Origin of the sequence: Vibrio sp. SG41-7, from assembly GCF_014164465.1 — a bacterium.
In the GTDB taxonomy this organism is placed as follows: Bacteria; Pseudomonadota; Gammaproteobacteria; order Enterobacterales; family Vibrionaceae; genus Vibrio; species Vibrio splendidus.
This window is the reverse complement of sequence record NZ_JACJFF010000050.1, coordinates 18,326-36,895: the sequence shown is the minus strand read 5'-3', so window position 1 is coordinate 36,895 and position 18,570 is coordinate 18,326. Positions and strand designations below refer to the sequence as shown.

General features: G+C 45.5%; 17 protein-coding genes, 2 tRNA genes and 1 riboswitch. Of the genes, 13 read left to right on the top strand and 6 right to left on the bottom strand.

The features are described from left to right. The 10 genes from H5300_RS14410 (at nucleotide 1) to thiH (ending at nucleotide 8,841) form a co-directional block, all read left to right on the top strand. Nucleotides 1-77, top strand: a tRNA-Asp gene (locus H5300_RS14410). A gap of 60 nt (nucleotides 78-137) precedes the next feature. Next, nucleotides 138-214, top strand: a tRNA-Trp gene (locus H5300_RS14405). A 348-nt stretch (nucleotides 215-562) separates the two neighbouring features. Further along, nucleotides 563-1,945, top strand: a complete 1,383-nt coding sequence (locus H5300_RS14400; protein WP_182796248.1) for a multicopper oxidase family protein — start codon at nucleotides 563-565, stop codon at nucleotides 1,943-1,945. A gap of 100 nt (nucleotides 1,946-2,045) precedes the next feature. After that, nucleotides 2,046-2,429 carry a fluoride efflux transporter CrcB gene (crcB, locus tag H5300_RS14395; protein WP_004736665.1) on the top strand — a complete coding sequence of 128 codons (384 nt, stop codon included), beginning with the start codon at nucleotides 2,046-2,048 and terminating at the stop codon, nucleotides 2,427-2,429. Nucleotides 2,430-2,491: 62 nt separating this feature from the next. Then, a riboswitch (TPP riboswitch) is annotated at nucleotides 2,492-2,590 on the top strand. 129 nt (nucleotides 2,591-2,719) lie between these two features. Continuing rightward, nucleotides 2,720-4,669 (top strand): phosphomethylpyrimidine synthase ThiC, encoded by a 1,950-nt coding sequence (thiC, locus tag H5300_RS14390; RefSeq protein WP_182796247.1) that lies wholly within the window; start codon nucleotides 2,720-2,722, stop codon nucleotides 4,667-4,669. Continuing rightward, nucleotides 4,669-5,961 carry a thiamine phosphate synthase gene (locus H5300_RS14385; protein WP_182796246.1) on the top strand — a complete coding sequence of 431 codons (1,293 nt, stop codon included), beginning with the start codon at nucleotides 4,669-4,671 and terminating at the stop codon, nucleotides 5,959-5,961. The genes thiC and H5300_RS14385 overlap by 1 nt, the downstream gene beginning before the upstream one ends. Further along, nucleotides 5,951-6,733 (top strand): HesA/MoeB/ThiF family protein, encoded by a 783-nt coding sequence (locus tag H5300_RS14380; RefSeq protein WP_017085665.1) that lies wholly within the window; start codon nucleotides 5,951-5,953, stop codon nucleotides 6,731-6,733. The genes H5300_RS14385 and H5300_RS14380 overlap by 11 nt, the downstream gene beginning before the upstream one ends. Then, complete coding sequence (gene thiS / locus H5300_RS14375) at nucleotides 6,730-6,939, top strand: sulfur carrier protein ThiS (RefSeq protein WP_017085664.1); 210 nt, start codon at nucleotides 6,730-6,732, stop codon at nucleotides 6,937-6,939. Before H5300_RS14380 ends, thiS begins: the two co-directional genes overlap by 4 nt. A 2-nt stretch (nucleotides 6,940-6,941) precedes the next feature. Next, nucleotides 6,942-7,706, top strand: a complete 765-nt coding sequence (locus H5300_RS14370; protein ID WP_182796245.1) for a thiazole synthase — start codon at nucleotides 6,942-6,944, stop codon at nucleotides 7,704-7,706. 7 nt (nucleotides 7,707-7,713) lie between these two features. Then, nucleotides 7,714-8,841 (top strand): 2-iminoacetate synthase ThiH, encoded by a 1,128-nt coding sequence (gene thiH / locus H5300_RS14365; RefSeq protein ID WP_004736658.1) that lies wholly within the window; start codon nucleotides 7,714-7,716, stop codon nucleotides 8,839-8,841. A gap of 150 nt (nucleotides 8,842-8,991) precedes the next feature. On the opposite strand, the gene H5300_RS14360 is transcribed toward thiH, so the two are convergent. Both H5300_RS14360 and H5300_RS14355 read right to left on the bottom strand, forming a co-directional pair. Further along, the gene (locus tag H5300_RS14360) at nucleotides 8,992-10,782 is read right to left on the bottom strand and encodes an aminopeptidase P family protein (RefSeq protein WP_182796244.1); all 1,791 of its coding nucleotides are present in this window, start codon (nucleotides 10,780-10,782) and stop codon (nucleotides 8,992-8,994) included. 122 nt (nucleotides 10,783-10,904) lie between these two features. Next, the gene (locus H5300_RS14355; protein WP_004736656.1) at nucleotides 10,905-11,846 is read right to left on the bottom strand and encodes a LysR substrate-binding domain-containing protein; all 942 of its coding nucleotides are present in this window, start codon (nucleotides 11,844-11,846) and stop codon (nucleotides 10,905-10,907) included. A gap of 101 nt (nucleotides 11,847-11,947) precedes the next feature. On the opposite strand from H5300_RS14355, the gene H5300_RS14350 reads away from it, so the two are divergent. Both H5300_RS14350 and H5300_RS14345 read left to right on the top strand, forming a co-directional pair. Further along, nucleotides 11,948-13,147 carry a multidrug effflux MFS transporter gene (locus tag H5300_RS14350; RefSeq protein ID WP_029222012.1) on the top strand — a complete coding sequence of 400 codons (1,200 nt, stop codon included), beginning with the start codon at nucleotides 11,948-11,950 and terminating at the stop codon, nucleotides 13,145-13,147. Between the two features lie 102 nt (nucleotides 13,148-13,249). Continuing rightward, nucleotides 13,250-13,531 (top strand): hypothetical protein, encoded by a 282-nt coding sequence (locus tag H5300_RS14345; protein ID WP_004736654.1) that lies wholly within the window; start codon nucleotides 13,250-13,252, stop codon nucleotides 13,529-13,531. 86 nt (nucleotides 13,532-13,617) lie between these two features. On the opposite strand, the gene H5300_RS14340 is transcribed toward H5300_RS14345, so the two are convergent. From H5300_RS14340 to H5300_RS14325, 4 genes are all read right to left on the bottom strand, one after another. Beyond that, a complete protein-coding gene (locus H5300_RS14340; RefSeq protein WP_017085662.1) occupies nucleotides 13,618-14,076 on the bottom strand; it encodes a DoxX family protein in 459 nt (152 codons plus the stop codon). A 1-nt stretch (nucleotide 14,077) separates the two neighbouring features. Beyond that, nucleotides 14,078-14,845, bottom strand: coding sequence for a DNA-binding domain-containing protein (locus tag H5300_RS14335; RefSeq protein ID WP_182796243.1), 768 nt, complete (start codon nucleotides 14,843-14,845; stop codon nucleotides 14,078-14,080). Then, the gene (locus tag H5300_RS14330) at nucleotides 14,842-15,702 is read right to left on the bottom strand and encodes a DUF692 domain-containing protein (protein ID WP_054543145.1); all 861 of its coding nucleotides are present in this window, start codon (nucleotides 15,700-15,702) and stop codon (nucleotides 14,842-14,844) included. The genes H5300_RS14335 and H5300_RS14330 overlap by 4 nt, the downstream gene beginning before the upstream one ends. A 64-nt stretch (nucleotides 15,703-15,766) precedes the next feature. Then, nucleotides 15,767-16,027: a DUF2282 domain-containing protein gene (locus tag H5300_RS14325; RefSeq protein ID WP_004736650.1), complete on the bottom strand. Its 261-nt coding sequence runs from the start codon at nucleotides 16,025-16,027 to the stop codon at nucleotides 15,767-15,769. Between the two features lie 264 nt (nucleotides 16,028-16,291). On the opposite strand from H5300_RS14325, the gene uvrD reads away from it, so the two are divergent. Next, on the top strand, nucleotides 16,292-18,466 hold the full coding sequence (gene uvrD, locus H5300_RS14320; RefSeq protein ID WP_182796242.1) for a DNA helicase II: 2,175 nt from the start codon (nucleotides 16,292-16,294) through the stop codon (nucleotides 18,464-18,466). Nucleotides 18,467-18,570: the final 104 nt, after the last annotated feature.

Here is an 18,570-nt window from a genome sequence, read left to right as displayed (position 1 = left end):
GGAGTGGTAGTTCAGTTGGTTAGAATACCGGCCTGTCACGCCGGGGGTCGCGGGTTCGAGTCCCGTCCACTCCGCCACTTATTCGATAACCTCGCCTAGTGCGAGGTTTTTTCGAATCTGAAGTAATAAAAAGTTTTAGGGGTGTAGCTCCAATTGGCAGAGCAGCGGATTCCAAATCCGCGTGTTGGGAGTTCGAATCTCTCCACCCCTGCCATATTTAAGGCTCTAGCAGAAATGCTAGAGCCTTTTTGCTTTCTGAATCTAATATACGCCATTAGCAAAGCAGCGGATTCTCCGACTAACCAAAATAGCGTGTGTTGGGAGTAGAAACCTCCACCCTGCCATATCAATGCCCCAGCAGAAGTTCTGTTTTTTTACTTTATTTTTGTTCGATTTTTAGTCGATAATTCCTGCTTTTAATAAAACCTAGCCTTAAAAGTGTAAGTGCTTACTTATCCCAGCCTCTTTTATAAATAATCAACAGCACAATCCCCACTTCTTTATGAGAATTATTCTCAATATTTTGTTACATTTTGGTCGTTATTACTAAAAGGCAACAAATATGGATATCTCCCGTCGTAAGTTTATTCAATCATCTCTCGCTATATCAGCACTCACTGTTCTACCCGCTTGCTCAATTAACCGGTCAGTTGATGAGCAAGGAAAGTATGTTTATGACTTAACTGCAGAACCTTCAACAGCTGAGTTGGTGACGGGATTTAATACCAATGTTTTAGCCTTTAATGGGCAGATCCCTGCTCCGACAATTCGATGTCGACAGGGTGAAAAGGTCACGATCCGCTTTACGAATAAGCTATCAGAGCCGACGACTATTCATTGGCATGGTTTAAGAATTCCTATCGAAATGGATGGGGTCCCCTTCTTAAGTCAGCCACCGATCATGCCAGGTGAAACATTCATTTATGAGTTTACGCCGCCAGATGCTGGCACATTTTGGTATCACCCACATATGAATAGTGTCAAGCAGCTTGGTATGGGCTTAGTTGGTCTTATTATCGTAGAAGAGAATATTCCAGTGCAGTTTGATGAAGAGCATGCACTAATGCTTAAGCATTGGCACATCGATAAACAGGGTCAATGGAAAGACTTAATGATTCCACGACTAAGTGCTCGTATGGGTACTCCAGGAGAGTGGAGTAGCGTCAATGGTGTTCATGAACCTGTATACCAATTAAAGCAGCACGCAACGACTCGACTGCGTATCGCGAATGTCGATAATACGATCACTTATCCTATTGCTGTCGAAGGGCCTGAGGCATGGGTGATTGCCATTGATGGTAATCCTGTAAAGACGCCATATAAACTGACTCAACATAAAATCGGCCCAGGGATGCGCGTGGATATTGGACTGATAGCGCCCAAAGTAGGCGAGCGAGTTAATGTACTTCAAATGAAGGGCCGCTTTCCTTTCTCTTTATGTGAGTTCGAGGTAGTAGATTCCCCCCTTACTGAAGGGCGTTTATTGCCATTGTTACCTCTTAACCCGGTACCTAATCTAGATCTTGCTAATGCTGAAGAGATCGATTTTGTGTTCGAGTGGGAAGGTGCGGTATCACCAGTTTCTAAAGATGGGAAATCGATGCCTAAGTTTTGGCTTACTAATAAAAGAGCATGGGAAGGAATGAGCAAAGACAATATTCCTGAGCCGTTGACGACTTTAGAGTTAGGTAAGACTTACATATTCGATCTAAAGAACGTCACCCAATACCATCACCCGATCCATATTCACGGTCATACATTCACTGTATTGGAACTTGATGGGAAGAAAGTTGAAGAGCCTTTCCATACCGATACAGTGTTACTTGGAAAGAATGGCCGAGCTAAAGCTGCATTTGTTGCAGACAACCCTGGCCGCTGGATGTATCACTGTCATGTTATAGAACACATGAAAACGGGTTTAATGGGGTATATTGAAGTTAAGTGACACCTGTAACGTTTAATATTTGCGCATGCATTCTTAGTTTCTACCCTCGCTTTTATCGGCGTTAAAGCTAGAATATAGGGATTATTGTTTGGGAGGATTCATGGGTCAGTTATCTATTTTAGGTTTTATTGCCATTGGTGGCGCATTTGGTGCTTGTTCGCGTTATTTGATTTCAGAGTTATGTGTGGTAATGCTAGGGCGTGGTTTTCCTTATGGTACGCTGACTGTTAACGTAATTGGTTCTTTAATTATGGGATTGCTCATCGCTGCGTTTGAGAATGAAATGGTTGCGACAGAACCATGGAGACAGATCATCGGTCTTGGTTTCCTAGGAGCACTGACTACATTTTCTACGTTTTCTATGGATAACGTACTTCTTATGCAGCAGGGAGCTTTCTTTAAGATGGGACTCAATGTGCTACTCAACGTGGTACTCAGTATTTCAGCCGCATGGATCGGCTTCCAACTTTTGATAAAGTCTTAAAACTTTCTTACGATTTGTTAACAACTCGGCTTGGTTTATCCAAGCCGTTTTTATATACTCGATCGAACTTGTCGGAGTGCCATATGGCTGAGACCGTTAACTCGGGATCCGTTGAACCTGATCAGGCTAATACCTGCGAAGGGAACAAGAGTAGATATCTAACTAGAATCCTTCTAGAGATCTATCTCCAGATCACAACTGTATTTCTTACCGTGATCCCTCTTGTAGCATCTAATCCGTCAAGCATTTTTATCCCTATAAATAATGGCTAAAAGCCAAGGAAAAATGCTATGTCGACTCGTAAACAAGCAAGACTGGAAGCGAAGAATTTCATTGATTCTTTATCCGTACAACCCTATCCAAACTCAAAAAAAGCTTACATCCAAGGGTCTCGAGAGGACATTCAAGTCCCTGTCCGAGAAATATCACTCGCTGATAGCCTTGTTGGTGGTACAAAGAAAGAGCCTGTATTCGAACCTAATGTACCCATTCAAGTTTACGATACCTCAGGTGTTTACACAGACCCTACACATCAAATAGATCTGTATAGCGGTCTTCCTAAGTTGCGAGAGCAATGGATTGAAGAGCGTGGTGATACGGAACTGTTAGACGACGTAAGCTCTGTTTACACCAAAGAACGTTTAGAAGATGAAACTCTAGACGACCTTCGCTACGGCAACCTGCCTAGAATTCGCCGTGCTACAGACAAACAATGTGTTACCCAATTGCATTATGCTCGTCAGGGTATTATCACGCCTGAGATGGAGTACATTGCCATACGTGAGAACATGGGACGTCAGAAATTCGCTGATGAGCAGCTGAACCACCAACACCCTGGCCATAACTTTGGCGCAAACCTGCCGAAAGAGATCACCCCTGAGTTCGTGCGTAAAGAAGTCGCTGAAGGCCGAGCTATTATCCCTTCAAACATCAACCACCCAGAATCAGAACCGATGATTATTGGTCGTAACTTCTTAGTGAAGGTGAACGCTAATATCGGTAACTCTTCAGTAAGCTCTTCGATTGAAGAAGAAGTTGAGAAGCTAGTTTGGTCAACTCGTTGGGGGGGCGATACCGTAATGGACCTCTCAACTGGCCGTAATATCCACGAGACTCGCGAGTGGATTCTGCGTAACAGTCCAGTGCCGATTGGTACAGTTCCTATGTATCAAGCGCTTGAAAAAGTGAATGGCGTAGCCGAAGACCTTAACTGGGAAGTGATGCGTGATACCTTGATTGAACAAGCAGAGCAGGGTGTTGATTACTTCACTATCCATGCTGGTTTGTTGCTTCGCTACGTTCCGATGACGGCTAAACGTGTGACCGGTATTGTTTCTCGTGGTGGTTCTATTATCGCGAAATGGTGTCTTGCTCATCACCAAGAAAGTTTCCTTTATACCCACTTCCGAGAGATCTGTGAGATCTGTGCGAAGTACGATGTTGCACTGTCATTAGGTGACGGCTTACGTCCGGGCTCAATTGCAGATGCCAATGATGAGGCTCAGTTCTCGGAGTTACGTACCCTAGGTGAGTTAACTAAAGTTGCTTGGGAGTACGACGTTCAGGTGATCATTGAAGGTCCTGGACATGTACCTATGCATCTTATTAAAGAGAACATGGATGAGCAGTTAGAACACTGTCATGAAGCGCCTTTCTATACTTTAGGTCCATTGACGACAGATATTGCCCCTGGTTATGACCACATTACCTCAGGTATTGGTGCCGCCATGATTGGTTGGTACGGTTGTGCGATGCTGTGTTATGTAACCCCTAAAGAGCATCTAGGCTTACCAAACAAAGAAGATGTGAAGACTGGCTTGATTACTTACAAGCTTGCTGCACACGCTGCTGACCTTGCGAAAGGGCACCCGGGCGCACAAATTAGAGATAATGCGTTATCAAAGGCACGTTTTGAATTCCGTTGGGAAGACCAATTCAATCTAGCTTTAGACCCTGAAACAGCACGTTCTTTCCATGATGAAACCCTGCCACAAGAATCCGGTAAGGTTGCTCACTTCTGCTCAATGTGTGGACCTAAATTCTGCTCGATGAAGATCTCTCAGGAAGTCAGAGAGTATGCGAAAGATACAGAACAAGTAGCCGCGGATCAGGCTATCGAGATTAAGATGCTAGATAACCCGTTGGAAGGGATGCGCCAAAAATCACAAGAGTTCCGTGATACTGGTTCTGAACTTTACCACCCTGCAGTCGGCGCAAAAGAAGCTCAACTAGAGGAATAATGACAGTGAAGATTCTCATCCCATCTCAAAATATTGAGTTAACGGGAGAGGTGCAGAACTGTCTATTGGTTGCTAAGCGACAAGGCTTAGCAACTGATGCGGTTGAGTTGGGTGTAAGCCCAACTCCATACTTCTCTATCGTTGATTCTCAGCAGGCGTTATCTATTGGCTTCGCTCATGATGTTGATTCATTGGCAGAGTGTAAGTTAGCGGAACTGAACCATGTTGTTGATTACAGTAATTCAGTCGCGCTAACTGACGTTTGTGATGCCTTTACAGAAACTCCGGATACCATCTATATCGGTGTCTCAGATGATTCAGCTGTACTGGATATTTGGTCACACCTGGATGCTAGCCGCGCTATCAAGAGTGACACTACAGCTCATCAGGAGTTAGATTATCGCGACCACTTTGATTGGTTACTTACTTTGTTGGCGCTGGAATTCCCATTAGAAGACGCACTAGTTTTAGCTCGCGCAGCGTCCAATGTTTCACGTGGAACATGGCCAGCACATTACCAAAACTTTCCAATTCCAGCTCTTGAAGATCAACGATTGGACATAAGCGTAGGTTGGGCTAACCAAGGGACATCACTTTCTTTTCCTGAGTTGAGTAAGAGTAGCCTCGGTTTATACCCAGTAGTTGATGATGTTGAGTGGATCGAAAGATTGCTCAAGCTTGGAATCAACACTGTCCAACTACGCATTAAAAACCCGCAGCAAGCGGACTTAGAACAACAAGTCGCACGATCTATCGATCTTGGTCGTGAGTATAACGCTCAAGTTTTTATCAATGATTACTGGCAGCTTGCACTCAAGCATGACGCTTTTGGTGTTCATTTAGGGCAAGAGGATATTGAAGAATCAAACCTCTCACAGTTGAGCTTTGCGGGTATAAAGATTGGGTTATCGACTCATGGCTATTACGAGTTGCTACGCATTGTTCAGATTAACCCAAGCTATATTGCGCTAGGCCACATCTTCCCAACAACAACTAAACAGATGCCATCAAAGCCTCAGGGATTGGTTCGTTTATCTCTGTATCAACAGCTGATTGATACTATCCCATACACAGAACAACTCACTGGTTATCCAACGGTTGCTATTGGCGGTATTGACCAATCGACAGCTGAGCAGGTGTGGGAGTGTGGGGTGTCGAGTTTGGCGGTTGTTCGTGCGATTACATTAGCGGAAGACCCCAAAAAGGTGATCGAATTTTTCGAAAAACTGATGGCACCTAAATCTCCAATTTTTAAGGAAGAGATTATGCAGGAGCCTAGCTATGCTGAGTGATTTTGAGTTTATTCGTTATCAACGACAAATTGCGTTACCTGAAGTCGGTGAGCAAGGGCAACGAAACCTATTAAACAGCCATGTGCTAGTGATTGGTTGTGGTGGCTTAGGTAATGCTGCCGCTCTTTATCTTGCGGCTTCTGGTGTCGGAAAGATCGTGTTGGTTGATGATGATTGTGTGGATTCGTCTAACCTGCAACGACAGGTCGCGTTCAAAGAAAGTCAGTTAGGTTCGCCTAAAGTCGAAGCTATGAAGCAACAACTGACTGAACTCAATAGTCGCAGTCAAGTTAGAACCATCAATCAGCGAATGAGTGACAGTCAACTTGAACTTGAAGTGATGCTCGCTGATGTGGTGTTGGATTGTACTGACAACTTTGCGTCACGCCAGCAGGTTAACCAAGCGTGTTTCGGCAGCAATACACCTTTGATTTCTGGATCTGCAATCGGTTGGAAAGGCCAGTTTATTGTATTTGATTATCAGAATCAGAAAGGGTGCTATCACTGTTTGTTCCCGTTCAGTCATCATCCACAAACGACTCGTTGTAGTGATAGCGGCATCATAGGCCCAGTTGTTGGCACCATAGGTAACCTTCAAGCTTTGGCTGCTATTCAACGTTTAACTTGTGGTGAGTTTCAGGTAGCAACACACCAGCTCAAACTGTTCGATGGCCAAACGATGAACTGGCAAAACTTAATGGTCACTCAAGATAGTGAATGTTCCGTGTGCAGTGCGTCTGCAGTTAAGCATTTAGAAGAAGAAATCCAATGAGTCATATAACGATCTCTATAAACGAGCAGCCAGAACAGGTCGCGCACTTGTCGTCTCTAGCGGACATTATCCAGGCTCTATCACTCCCTGACCTGGGTTGCGTATTTGCAATCAATAATGCGGTTGTCCCGCGCAGCCAGTGGCAACAAACTGTCGTCAATGAAGGCGATGCTATTTCTCTTTTCCAAGCCATTGCAGGAGGCTAACCATGTTAACTATCGCTGATAAAACGTTTCAATCACGACTCTTCACTGGAACCGGCAAGTTCGCAAACAAGCATTTGATGGCGAGTGCTATTGAAGCTTCAGGTTCGCAACTGGCAACCATGGCGTTGAAGAGAGTCGATATTCGCTCTGAGCAAGACGACATTTTACAACCAATCATTGATGCTGGCGTAAACTTGCTACCGAATACCTCTGGGGCGAAGAATGCAAAAGATGCCGTCTTTGCTGCGCATTTGGCTCGTGAAGCGCTAGGTACAAACTGGCTTAAACTGGAAATTCATCCAGATCCAAAGTACTTGATGCCAGACCCAATTGAGACGCTTAAAGCCGCTGAGCAACTGGTTAAAGATGGTTTTGTTGTGTTGCCTTACTGCCATGCCGATCCAGTTTTGTGTAAGCGCTTGGAAGAGGTGGGTTGCGCTGCGGTTATGCCGTTAGGTGCGCCTATTGGTTCAAACAAAGGTATCGCTTCGGCAGACTTCTTAGAGATCATTATCGACCAAGCGAATGTCCCTGTGATTGTGGATGCAGGCATAGGCGCGCCATCGCATGCTGCTCGTGCAATGGAAATGGGCGCAGACGCTGTGTTAGTGAATACGGCGATTGCGGCTTCTCAACAACCCGTTGATATGGCGATTGCTTTTAAGCTGGCAGTTGAAGCGGGGCGTATGGCTTACGTTGCTGGGCTTGCAGGAAAAGTATCTCACGCGGTTGCTTCGAGCCCGTTAACTTCATTTCTAGACGAGTAGTGTACCTATGACGTTTGTTGATCGATTTAAACAGCTCAACTGGGATGACATTGGTATGTCTATCTTCAGTAAAACGGCAGCGGATGTTGAACGTGCTCTGAGTAAACCCAAACGTGACTTAGAAGACTTTAAGGCTCTGATCTCTCCGGCGGCAGAACCTTACTTAGAGCAGATGGCACAACAGTCGTTGGCGCTAACTCGTAAGCGATTTGGCAATACGATGTCGCTTTACATTCCTTTGTACCTCTCGAACCTATGTGCGAATGCGTGCACGTATTGTGGCTTCTCAATGGAGAACCGTATCAAACGTCGCACGCTTACTTTGGATGAAATTGATGCCGAAAGTGCGGCTATCAAAAAGATGAAGTTCGATAGCGTTTTGTTAGTCACCGGTGAACATGAAACTAAGGTCGGGATGAATTACTTTCGACAGGTGTTGCCGAATATCAAAAAGCAATTCAACTACCTAGCGATGGAAGTGCAGCCGCTTGATCAACATGATTACGCAGAGCTTAAAACTCTCGGCCTAGATGCTGTTATGGTTTACCAAGAGACTTATCAGCCAAGAACTTACGCTGAGCATCATCTACGTGGCAATAAAATGGATTTTGAATACCGTCTTGAAACCCCAGATCGCTTGGCAAAAGCGGGGATCGATAAGATAGGTATTGGTGCCTTGATTGGTTTGGAAGATTGGCGAACCGACTGCTTTTTTGTTGCTGCTCACTTAGATTACTTAGAGCGTACTTATTGGCAAACACGTTACTCAATTTCATTCCCACGTCTTCGTCCGTGTGAGGGTGGAGACTCTGGTGGTGGATTACAGCCTAAATCAATCATGAACGATAAACAGCTGGTTCAGCTTATCTGCGCATATCGACTCTTGAATCCTGAGGTCGAGTTATCCCTTTCGACCCGTGAATCGGCAACTTTCCGCGATAACGTGTTGCCTTTGGGTATCACTAGTATGTCGGCAGCGTCAAAAACCCAACCCGGTGGTTATGCTTCGGGTGAGGAAGAACTCGAGCAGTTTGAGATCAGTGACGAGAGAAGTGCTGCTGATGTTGAGTCGATGATTCGTCAGCGTGGTTTCGACCCAGTGTGGCGTGATTGGCACAGTGCCTATTCTGGTTAATCAATGTTTGGTTGATGTTCCACGTGAAACATCGATGTAATGATACAGGCAAATAAAAACGGCTACCTTTGGGTAGCCGTTTTTCTATTTGCTATTTAACTTATTAACCTAGCAAGCTCGTTTTGGTTCAGTTATCTGTCGAGCAAGGCATTAAGCGTGAGCAAGTGGTGTTGTTGATTGGCGTAGCCATTCCAGCGTATCACCTTCAACTAATGGGCTAACATCGTTCCATACTTTCTGATGGTAGTCGTTCAGCCACGCCAGTTCAGGTCGTGTTAGCAAATCAACATTGATGTTGCGCTTATCGATAGGACAACGAGTTAGCGATTCAAACGTCAATACTGCGAAGTCACCTTGAGTTGGCAGTTCAACCACGAGCTCTAGGTTTTCGATGCGGATACCAAATTCATCAGCACGGTAGTAACCCGGCTCGTTCGATAACACCATACCTTCAACTAGAGGTACATCGATCAGCTTCTTAGAGATGCTTTGCGGTCCTTCATGAACACTTAGGAAGTGACCAACACCGTGACCAGTACCGTGGTCGTAGTCGAAGCCTTCTGCCCATAAGTGCTGACGCGCTAGGATATCCAGTTGGAAACCACGAGTACCTTGTGGGAAACGTGCACGTGCAATGCCGATGTGACCTTTAAGTGCGAGAGTGAACTGTTGAATCATTTCGTCGCTTGGTTGGCCAATCGCGATAGTACGAGTGATATCGGTTGTACCATCTAGATACTGGCCGCCTGAATCGACTAGGTACAGAGTATTCATCTCTAACTGACCTGGTTCAGGTTGGTTCTCGTGGTTGTAGTGACACATTGCTGCGTTACCGCCTGCTGCTGAAATCGTGTCAAAACTTAGGTCCATCAGCGTTGGGTCTTGCTCGCGGAATGATTGTACTTTGTCTGCTAGCACAGCTTCGTTGTGTAGGTTACCTTGCGCGACTTCTGCATCAATCCAAGATAGGAATTTCGCCATCGCAACACCATCACGAATGTGACACGCCTTCATACCCGCAATTTCAGTTTCGTTTTTAGCGGCTTTTGGCATTAGACATGGGTCTGCTGCTTCAATGATGTGAGCGCCAGCGTTTTGTAGCACCAGCGTGTACCAAGCATTACTAGTACCTGAATCGACAGATACATTTTTGCCTTCCAAAGATTGAAGGCGTGCTTCTAGCTCTGATGGGTGAGATACACGAATACCATTGCCAACGTGTGCTTCAAAGCCAGTAGGAATACGAGCAGGGTCTAGGAAGAAATCTACGCTTTCATCTGCGTGAATGATCGCGTTGGATAACACAACAGGTAGGCGAGATACGTCCAAACCACGAATGTTGAGTAACCAGCAAATAGAGTCTAGTTCAGTAAGGATTGCGGCATCTGCACTTTTGGCTTTTAGTAGGCCAGCAATCTCTGCGCGTTTGCTCTCGCTTGATTGGCCAACTGCGTCTGTTGCCATTAGGCGAACATCAGACACGACAGGTTCAGGGCGATCAGACCAAAGCTCATCAATTGGATTGGAAGAGAGCGTTGTTAGCTCAACTTTCTCTGCTAGTTTTGCTTGTGCGCCTTTCAACCACGCGGCGGTGTGCATGCGTGGGTCGAATGCAACCTTACTGCCTTGTAGCAATGAATTGATGATCCAATCTAAAGCCGGTTCTTCAATAAGGTGGCGATACTCAAATAACTCTGCTGGTACTTGCTTGCGAACCTGAACGGTGTAGCGACCATCAACAAAAATAGCAGCAGTTTCACGAGTGATAACAGCGGCACCTGCAGAGCCAGTGAAACCTGTTAACCAGTGAAGTCGCTCGTTATGAGCAGGAACGTATTCACCTAGATATTCGTCTTCATGTGGAATGATAACGGCATCTAGGTTGTTTGTTTCAAGCCAAGCTCGAACCGCAGCAACGCGTTCAGCAGTGATATTGTGCATCTGTGTTTATCCTTATTGTTAGGGTCCTTGTTAACACTCACAGTCGATATACATGCGAGGGGACTTATTAGGTCAATAAGCTAGCGCTTTTGTTCGTTTGCTGCAAACGCTGTACGCCATTTTTATCTAAGGTGCAGAGTTTTTTCTTTGATGATATCTCGTAGCCAAGTTAACGCTGGGTCATTTTCTCTGTCACGGTGCCAAAACAGAGTGTATGCCATCGGTGGGAATTCCATCGGTAAAGGGACAACCACTAAGTCGAGTTGCTTGGCGACGAGGTAAGTAAAGTGGCTTGGTGCAGTAAACACAAAGTCGGTGTAGGTACATAGGCTTGCGGCGCTATTGAAGTCTGGAACAGAAATAGCGATATCTCGCTGATGACCAAGATCAGCTAGTTTGTAGTCGAGCAGCCATCGATCGTTCCCATCACATCTTACTTGTACATGACGCTGCGCAAGGTAGGTTCCCAAATCCCATTTACCACTTAGAGCAGGGTGGTTACGCCTTAATACACACATCTGTGCATCACGGTAGATCTCTTGTTCGCAGATGTCGTCTGGCGGCAGCATGGTTAAGCGCGCGTCGTTGATGTCGATGTCTTTGCCTGTGAGTCCGATATCTAACTCACCAAGCTGTAGCTTCTTAAAGGTTTGTTCGGTCCACGCATGGGTGTTGATATTAACCTTAGGTGCTTGTCGAAATATCGCCGGTAAGAAGTGAGGAAGAATCAGCGGGTAAACACTCTCAACGGCAGCAATGTGAAAGCTGTGGTCGCTATTGTTGGGAATGAATGTCTCAGGTTGAGTGAGAACATCAAGTTGGTTGATCAACGTTTCTAACCGAGGCTTAAGGAAAACAGCTTTCGGTGTTGGTCGTAGGCCATGAGCACTTCGTGTGAAAAGGGGGTCATTAAATTGTTCACGAAGCTTGGCTAGCGACTTACTCACAGCCGATTGGCTCAAGCATAATCGATGTGCGGTGCGAGTGACACTCAGCTCTTCCATCAGCACCTGCAAGCAAACCAATAGATTGAGGTCGAGGCGTGATAGTTTCTCGATATTCATGTGAGTTTCCTATTTGGAATAATGCTAATGAGTATATGCCATTTTTGTTCATATCTTTAGTTGGTTATTATGCACCTAAATTAACTCATTCGGAGAATCTTGTGCCTTCTAACGCGCTTCCAACCCCTAGTAAACTGCAGGTTGCTTTATTGGCAATGCTGGTTCTATTTAGCCCTCTGGCTATAGATATTTATCTTCCAGCTCTGCCACAAATTTCAACAGCGTTTCACGTGGAACACGCACTAGCACAAGATACGATTACTTGGTTTTTATTCGCCATGGGTGTCGGGCAATTATTTGCAGGCCCTTTGGCTGATAAGTTAGGACGTCGAACCGTTGCATTGGGAGGTGTTAGTATCTATGCATTGAGTGCTTGCTTGGCGTGGGCAGCTCAATCGATTGATATGATGCTAATAGCTCGGCTGCTACAAGGCTTAGGAGCTTGTGCGACTTCTGTAGCAGCCTTTGCGACGGTTCGCGATCTATTTGGCCCGGAAAAAAGTGGCCGCATGATCAGTTACCTCAATGGTGCAATTTGCTTTATTCCTGCACTAGCACCGATTCTGGGTGCTTGGTTAACTCAACAGTTTGGCTGGCGCTCGAACTTTAGCTTTATGGCTGTGTTCGCTGTTGTGGTTGGCACCATTTTGTTTTTCCAAATGAAAGAGTCTAACCCAGCGACAGAAAAGGTCGCGGTGTTCAAACTTGAGCGTTACTGGTCGGTATTGAAAACACCATCATTTATCTTCCATGCAACCTTATGCTTGATGGCGATGGCGGTCATTCTTGCTTACGTTACCTCTGCACCTGTTGTGTTGATGGAAAACCTAGGTTTGACGATGAACGAATTTACCTTCTGGTTTGGTATCAACGCGGTTATCAACATCACGGCTGCATTCACGGCACCGAAGTTCATGGACCGTTTTGGTACTTACAAAGCATTGGTTGTCGGTATTTCAACGCTTGGCTTAGCGGGTGTGGTTATGTTGGTGCTTGCTGAGCATGCTAGCGCGATCGCATTCATGCTGCCGATTTTCCTATCTTCAGTTGGCTTCGCTTGGATTCTTGGTGCCGCAGCCGGTAAGGCACTTGAACCTTTTGGTGACCGTGCGGGTACCGCAGCTGCGTTGCTTGGCTTGTTCCAAATGAGCGGTTCTGGACTGCTTGTTGGTACGATGCAACGTCTTGATTTAACGTCTCAAGTGATGATTGCGCTGCAAATGTTCCTTATTGTTCCTGCATTGTTAGTGCTTGCGAGCAAAGCGGGTAAGTCGTGGCACACGACGTTTGCTAAGGCATAAGTCTCAAGGGTGACAAAATATACAAATGGCGGTTTGCGAAACGTTAAAACATGGTATATTTGTCACTCATTGAAACGTTAGTCCCCAACGGAAAATACTGTAATGTCATTAACAACCTACGAAATGGCGCGCATCTTAGAACAAATGGAAGATGCACCTGAAAAGGTCATGTTTGGTAAATTGCTTAAAGAGCTAGGAAACCAAAGTGAAGAGCGTATTCGCAGTGCGGCAAAACAAGTTCCAATTGATACTTTGCGAGATATCATTTACCAATTTCAACGCGTGGTTGAATCTCGTAAAGGTGAACAAGTTCAGCTACTAGCAAAAGAGCTAGCCGAGCAAGGTATCTCTGCTGAAGAGCTACAAGCTTTTCTAAACAAGTAGTTTATTCCAGATAAAAAGAAACCACTCAATTGAGTGGTTTTTTGCGTTTTGGACCTATGTAAATTTAGAGACCATGGAAAAGAGGTTTAGCTTTTGAATTGCGCTTTTAAGATTCTATCAAGTGAAAATGGTCCTGCTCCCCATACCACGACGATAAGAATCATTAATCCCCAAAGCTGATGATCATAGAAGCCTTGTGCCCACAATACAGGGTATGACACGACGGCCATGATATTGAAAACGAACAGCACTGCAGCCATTGGTCGGGTTAACAAGCCAAGCGCTAAGAATACCGGCAGAATCAATTCAGCTGCGGTACCCATGTAAGCGGCCAATTCCCAAGGCAAAAGAGGCACTTGGTATTCCAATTCAAACAAGTAAAGGGTGCTATCCCAAGTGGCTATTTTGGTGAGTCCTGAATTAAAGAAGACCCACGCCACCCATAGGCGACAAAACAGAAGTAGTACGGGAACAAAAAGTGCCTGTGATTTCTCAATCAAACTGTCGTATTGAGCCATCATGTTCGTGACTGTGTTGTTATCCATATTATGTCTCCAATTCGGCATTGATTGAAAAGCCTGAGATGACGTTCAGTGTCATGACAGTATTCAGATGTTGTAGTAGTAAAGGGTCTATCGCTGAGAGCGTTTGACCCGATTGCAATTCGGTTAATAGTTGGTGGCTTTCTTGCGTCAAACGATGGCTCTCAATCTGTGAGTTTTCCGCTCGGATTAACACCCCAAACTCAGGTTGGTTGATGTCTAACCCATCGAGTTGTTGCTGATAGATAGCCTGCTCAAGCGCGATAATCGTATAGCTAGAATTAATTAGCGTTATTGAATCTTTGAGATGAAAGACTAAAGCGCCTCGTTGTTCTTGCGGTACATCAGCTAAACGAGAAAGAAGACGTTGGTCGACATGTGATTCTGAAACGCATCTCACCAAGCTATCTTTTTGCCATTCATACAAAGCTACTTCAGCGAGATAAGGTGCAGCCTCGATAACAGCAGGAAAGGCTTGGATAGTTTGTTCAAAGTGTTTACCGTAACCACTGACGTCACCAGAGGTTGATGGATAACTTAAGACATGTAGACGAGCCATTTGTTGGAAGCACTCTTCACCAACCAACATTTCAGTCAGTGGATACGTAGCAGCCAGTACTTCACTCAAGCTAATCACAAAGTTATTTCGGTAGATCTGGATGCGCTGTTCATCGGTAAAGTGGTCGCTCACTATGTCGCAGTGCTCACCACTGTTTTGATAGCGTAGGGCGTTAGCAAACTCCGATTGCACATTAGCTAAAGAGTGGCTCATGTTGCGCGACTCCTTTGGTTGAACTTGTCGTGTTGATACAAAATATCACTGGCTTTGGCCGCTTCAGCCAATAAAATTTGTGGCTCTGGGATATCTAAATCCCACTCTATCAAGGTATGGCGCGAACCATGTTGTTCTATCCATTGCGTGTAGAGTTGCCACACTTCGTCACAGACAGGCTTGCTGTGGGTGTCTATCCAGATCTCACCTTGTTCGAGTTTCTTTTTGGTAAAACCTGCCAAGTGAATCTCTTCCACTTTGTCTGCTGGTATTCCATTGAGATACTCTTCACAGCTGAAACCGTGATTAAAAGATGAGACAAAAATATTATTGAAATCGAGTAAGAGGCGACACTCGGTACGCTTTTGTACCTCGGCTAAAAATTCCCACTCTGGGATGGTTGAATGTTTGAAGGCAAGGTAGCTCGATGGATTTTCAATCAGCATAGGGCGTTGCAGGCCGTCTTGAACCTCGATGACATTGCGGCAGAAGACTTCTAACGCCTCTTCGGTATAAGGCAGCGGTAACAAGTCATTGAAGTAGTGACCGCCGGTCTGACTCCAGCTGAGATGATCAGAAACCAAGAAGGGCTCGATATCATCAATCAGGTCTTTTAACTGCATCAGATGATGTTGATTGATGCGCTCAACAGAACCTAGCGACAATCCAACGCCGTGACAACTTATGTTGTGTGCGTGACGAATCTCTCTCAGTTGTTGACGTTGCGGTGATTTCGCTAAAAAGTAGTTCTCGCTGTGCACCTCTAACCAACTCACTAAAGTTGGGTTTTGGCTAAAGAAGTCCAAGTGCGGTGTTCTAAGGCCAACCCCTGCGTTGGGATGAAGAGTTTGAGTCACAACGATTCTCCTAATGGAAAGTGGAGGTGAGCTGAATGTCAGCTCACCATACTAAGCAGCTCAATTATGATGATTGAGTGTTACCACCTGATAATTTGCCACACAGTCCTTTAGGAACGACCACGAATGCATCGGATTGGTTGTCTTCTTTGGCTGTACCCGCACATGAACTTGTTTTGGTTGCACAATCATTTTGGCCAGCTTTTGCAACGCCGTAGCATTTCTCTTTTGCTGCTGCTTCCGCAGGTGCTGATGTAAGAACTGCACCGCCGAACGCTAGTACACTTGTGATTGCAGCTGTAACAGCAAGATTAGAATTTTTCATAGTCATTCCCTCTAGGACTTAATAGTATTTTTATATCACAGGTTAATAAGTTGTTAACTTGCTTACTAAAAAGGATAGGAAGAACTCGGAAATAATTTCACTGCATTATAAAAAATATCAATATTAATGATGTGTTAGCTATTAAGTTGCTGATTATATGATGTTATTTTTTGATTGTTTTTTCTTCTTATTATCCTAAACGCAGCCTAGTGTTTAGGTTATAATCAGCTTTTATGTATAAATACCCAGTAGTGAGCATATCCAATGATAGATCCTTCGCTTTTACTCGATGGCCTAAACGATAAACAACGTGAGGCGGTCGCAGCACCTTTAGAAAACCTACTTATTCTGGCAGGTGCTGGCAGTGGTAAAACGCGAGTGTTGGTGCATCGCATCGCTTGGCTGCAAAGTGTAGAGCAAGCATCGCCGTTCTCTATCATGTCGGTTACCTTCACCAACAAAGCGGCAGCAGAGATGCGTGGTCGTATTGAAGAGTTGATGATGGGTAGCTCGTCAGGCATGTGGAACGGTACCTTCCACGGTATTTGTCACCGCATCCTTCGTGCTCACTACCTAGATGCAAAACTGCCAGAAGATTTCCAGATCATTGATTCAGATGATCAGATTCGTTTGCTACGTCGTTTAATCAAGGCGCAAAACCTTGATGAAAAGCAGTGGCCTGCTAAGCAAGCTTCTTGGTGGATCAATGGCAAGAAAGACGAGGGATTACGCCCAAATCACATCGACGCCTACCATGATCCAATAACTCAAACGTGGTTAAAAATTTACTCTGCTTACCAAGAAGCATGTGATCGTGCTGGCTTGGTCGACTTTGCGGAAATCTTGTTGAGATCGCATGAACTATTACGCGATAAGAAGCACATCCGAGAGCACTACCAAGCTCGCTTCAAGCACATTCTTGTCGACGAGTTTCAAGATACCAACAACATCCAATACGCTTGGTTACGTATGATGGCGGGCCCGGATTGTCGCGTGATGATCGTGGGTGATGATGACCAATCTATCTATGGCTGGCGTGGCGCGAAGATCGAAAATATTCAGAAGTTCTTGGATGAATTCCCAGGAGCTTCAACGGTTCGACTCGAACAAAACTACCGTTCAACCAAAACCATTCTGCAGGCATCGAACGAGCTTATCTCGAACAACACTGAGCGTATGGGTAAAGAGCTGTGGACCGATGGCAACGATGGCGAGCCAATCTCAGTTTACTCGGCTTATAACGAGTTAGATGAAGCGCGTTTCACAGTCAGCAAAATCAAAGAGTGGCAAGAGAAAGGCGGTGCGCTAGAAGATACCGCGATGCTGTATCGTAATAACGCCCAATCGCGTGTTCTTGAAGAAGCTTTGATTCAAGGTGGTCTACCTTACCGAATCTATGGCGGCATGCGATTCTTCGAGCGTCAAGAAATCAGAGATGCCTTGAGCTACCTGCGCTTAATGAGTAACCGCAGCAATGATGCGGCATTCGAACGTGTCGTCAATACGCCGACTCGTGGCTTGGGCGATAAAACGTTAGAAACGATTCGCCTTGCGGCGCGTGACCGTGGTGCAACCATGTGGCAAGCCAGTATTGCTCTGATAGAAGAGCAAGTGCTCCCAGGCCGTGCTGCGGGTGCATTGAGCCGCTTTATCGAGCTTATCAATGCGCTTGAAGATGACACGATAGAACTGAGGCTTCATGAGCAAACCGACCACGTGATCAAATCGTCGGGCTTGTTTGCGATGTACGAGCAAGAGAAGGGCGAGAAGTCGAAGGCACGTATTGAGAACTTGGAAGAATTAGTAACGGCAACGCGTCAGTTTGAAAAACCAGAAGAAGCGGATGAAATGAGCATGCTAACAGCATTCTTAACTCATGCGGCTTTGGAAGCGGGCGAAGGCCAAGCTGATGAGTTTGATGATGCGGTTCAGTTAATGACTCTGCACAGCGCTAAAGGCCTAGAGTTCCCGATGGTCTTCATGGTGGGTGTGGAAGAGGGTATGTTCCCAAGCCAGATGTCTGCAGAAGAAGCAGGGCGCTTAGAAGAAGAGCGTCGCCTGTGTTACGTAGGCATGACGCGTGCGATGGAGAAGCTTTACATCACTTACGCTGAGATGCGTCGTTTGTACGGTCAGGACAAGTACCACAAACCATCACGCTTTATTCGTGAACTACCAGAAACCTGTCTGGATGAGGTTCGTATGAAAGCGCAAGTGAGCCGTCCTGCAAGCAGTGGCCGCTTTAGCCAAGCCGCCGTGAAAGAGAACTTTAACGAAACAGGTTTTAGTTTGGGTTCTCGCGTTAAGCACCCTAAGTTTGGTGAAGGCACTATCATCAACTTCGAGGGAAGTGGCCCGCAGAGCCGAGTTCAAGTCGCGTTTAACGGTGAGGGAATCAAGTGGTTAGTAACGGCTTATGCTCGATTAGAGCAGCTTTAATCTGCTACTTCGGTATCTAAAAATCGTTCATTATTAAAAACAGAAAGAGCAGCCAATGGCTGCTCTTTTTTTATTGCTCGATACCGACCTAAATTAGGTTAATA

Coding starts and splice junctions, on each gene's coding strand:
- H5300_RS14400 (WP_182796248.1), top strand. CDS start 563: ATGGATATCTCCCGTCGTAAGTTTATTCAATCATCTCTCGCTATATCA.
- crcB (WP_004736665.1), top strand. CDS start 2,046: ATGGGTCAGTTATCTATTTTAGGTTTTATTGCCATTGGTGGCGCATTT.
- thiC (WP_182796247.1), top strand. CDS start 2,720: ATGTCGACTCGTAAACAAGCAAGACTGGAAGCGAAGAATTTCATTGAT.
- H5300_RS14385 (WP_182796246.1), top strand. CDS start 4,669: ATGACAGTGAAGATTCTCATCCCATCTCAAAATATTGAGTTAACGGGA.
- H5300_RS14380 (WP_017085665.1), top strand. CDS start 5,951: ATGCTGAGTGATTTTGAGTTTATTCGTTATCAACGACAAATTGCGTTA.
- thiS (WP_017085664.1), top strand. CDS start 6,730: ATGAGTCATATAACGATCTCTATAAACGAGCAGCCAGAACAGGTCGCG.
- H5300_RS14370 (WP_182796245.1), top strand. CDS start 6,942: ATGTTAACTATCGCTGATAAAACGTTTCAATCACGACTCTTCACTGGA.
- thiH (WP_004736658.1), top strand. CDS start 7,714: ATGACGTTTGTTGATCGATTTAAACAGCTCAACTGGGATGACATTGGT.
- H5300_RS14360 (WP_182796244.1), bottom strand. CDS start 10,782: ATGCACAATATCACTGCTGAACGCGTTGCTGCGGTTCGAGCTTGGCTT.
- H5300_RS14355 (WP_004736656.1), bottom strand. CDS start 11,846: ATGAATATCGAGAAACTATCACGCCTCGACCTCAATCTATTGGTTTGC.
- H5300_RS14345 (WP_004736654.1), top strand. CDS start 13,250: ATGTCATTAACAACCTACGAAATGGCGCGCATCTTAGAACAAATGGAA.
- H5300_RS14340 (WP_017085662.1), bottom strand. CDS start 14,076: ATGGATAACAACACAGTCACGAACATGATGGCTCAATACGACAGTTTG.
- H5300_RS14335 (WP_182796243.1), bottom strand. CDS start 14,845: ATGAGCCACTCTTTAGCTAATGTGCAATCGGAGTTTGCTAACGCCCTA.
- H5300_RS14325 (WP_004736650.1), bottom strand. CDS start 16,027: ATGAAAAATTCTAATCTTGCTGTTACAGCTGCAATCACAAGTGTACTA.
- uvrD (WP_182796242.1), top strand. CDS start 16,292: ATGATAGATCCTTCGCTTTTACTCGATGGCCTAAACGATAAACAACGT.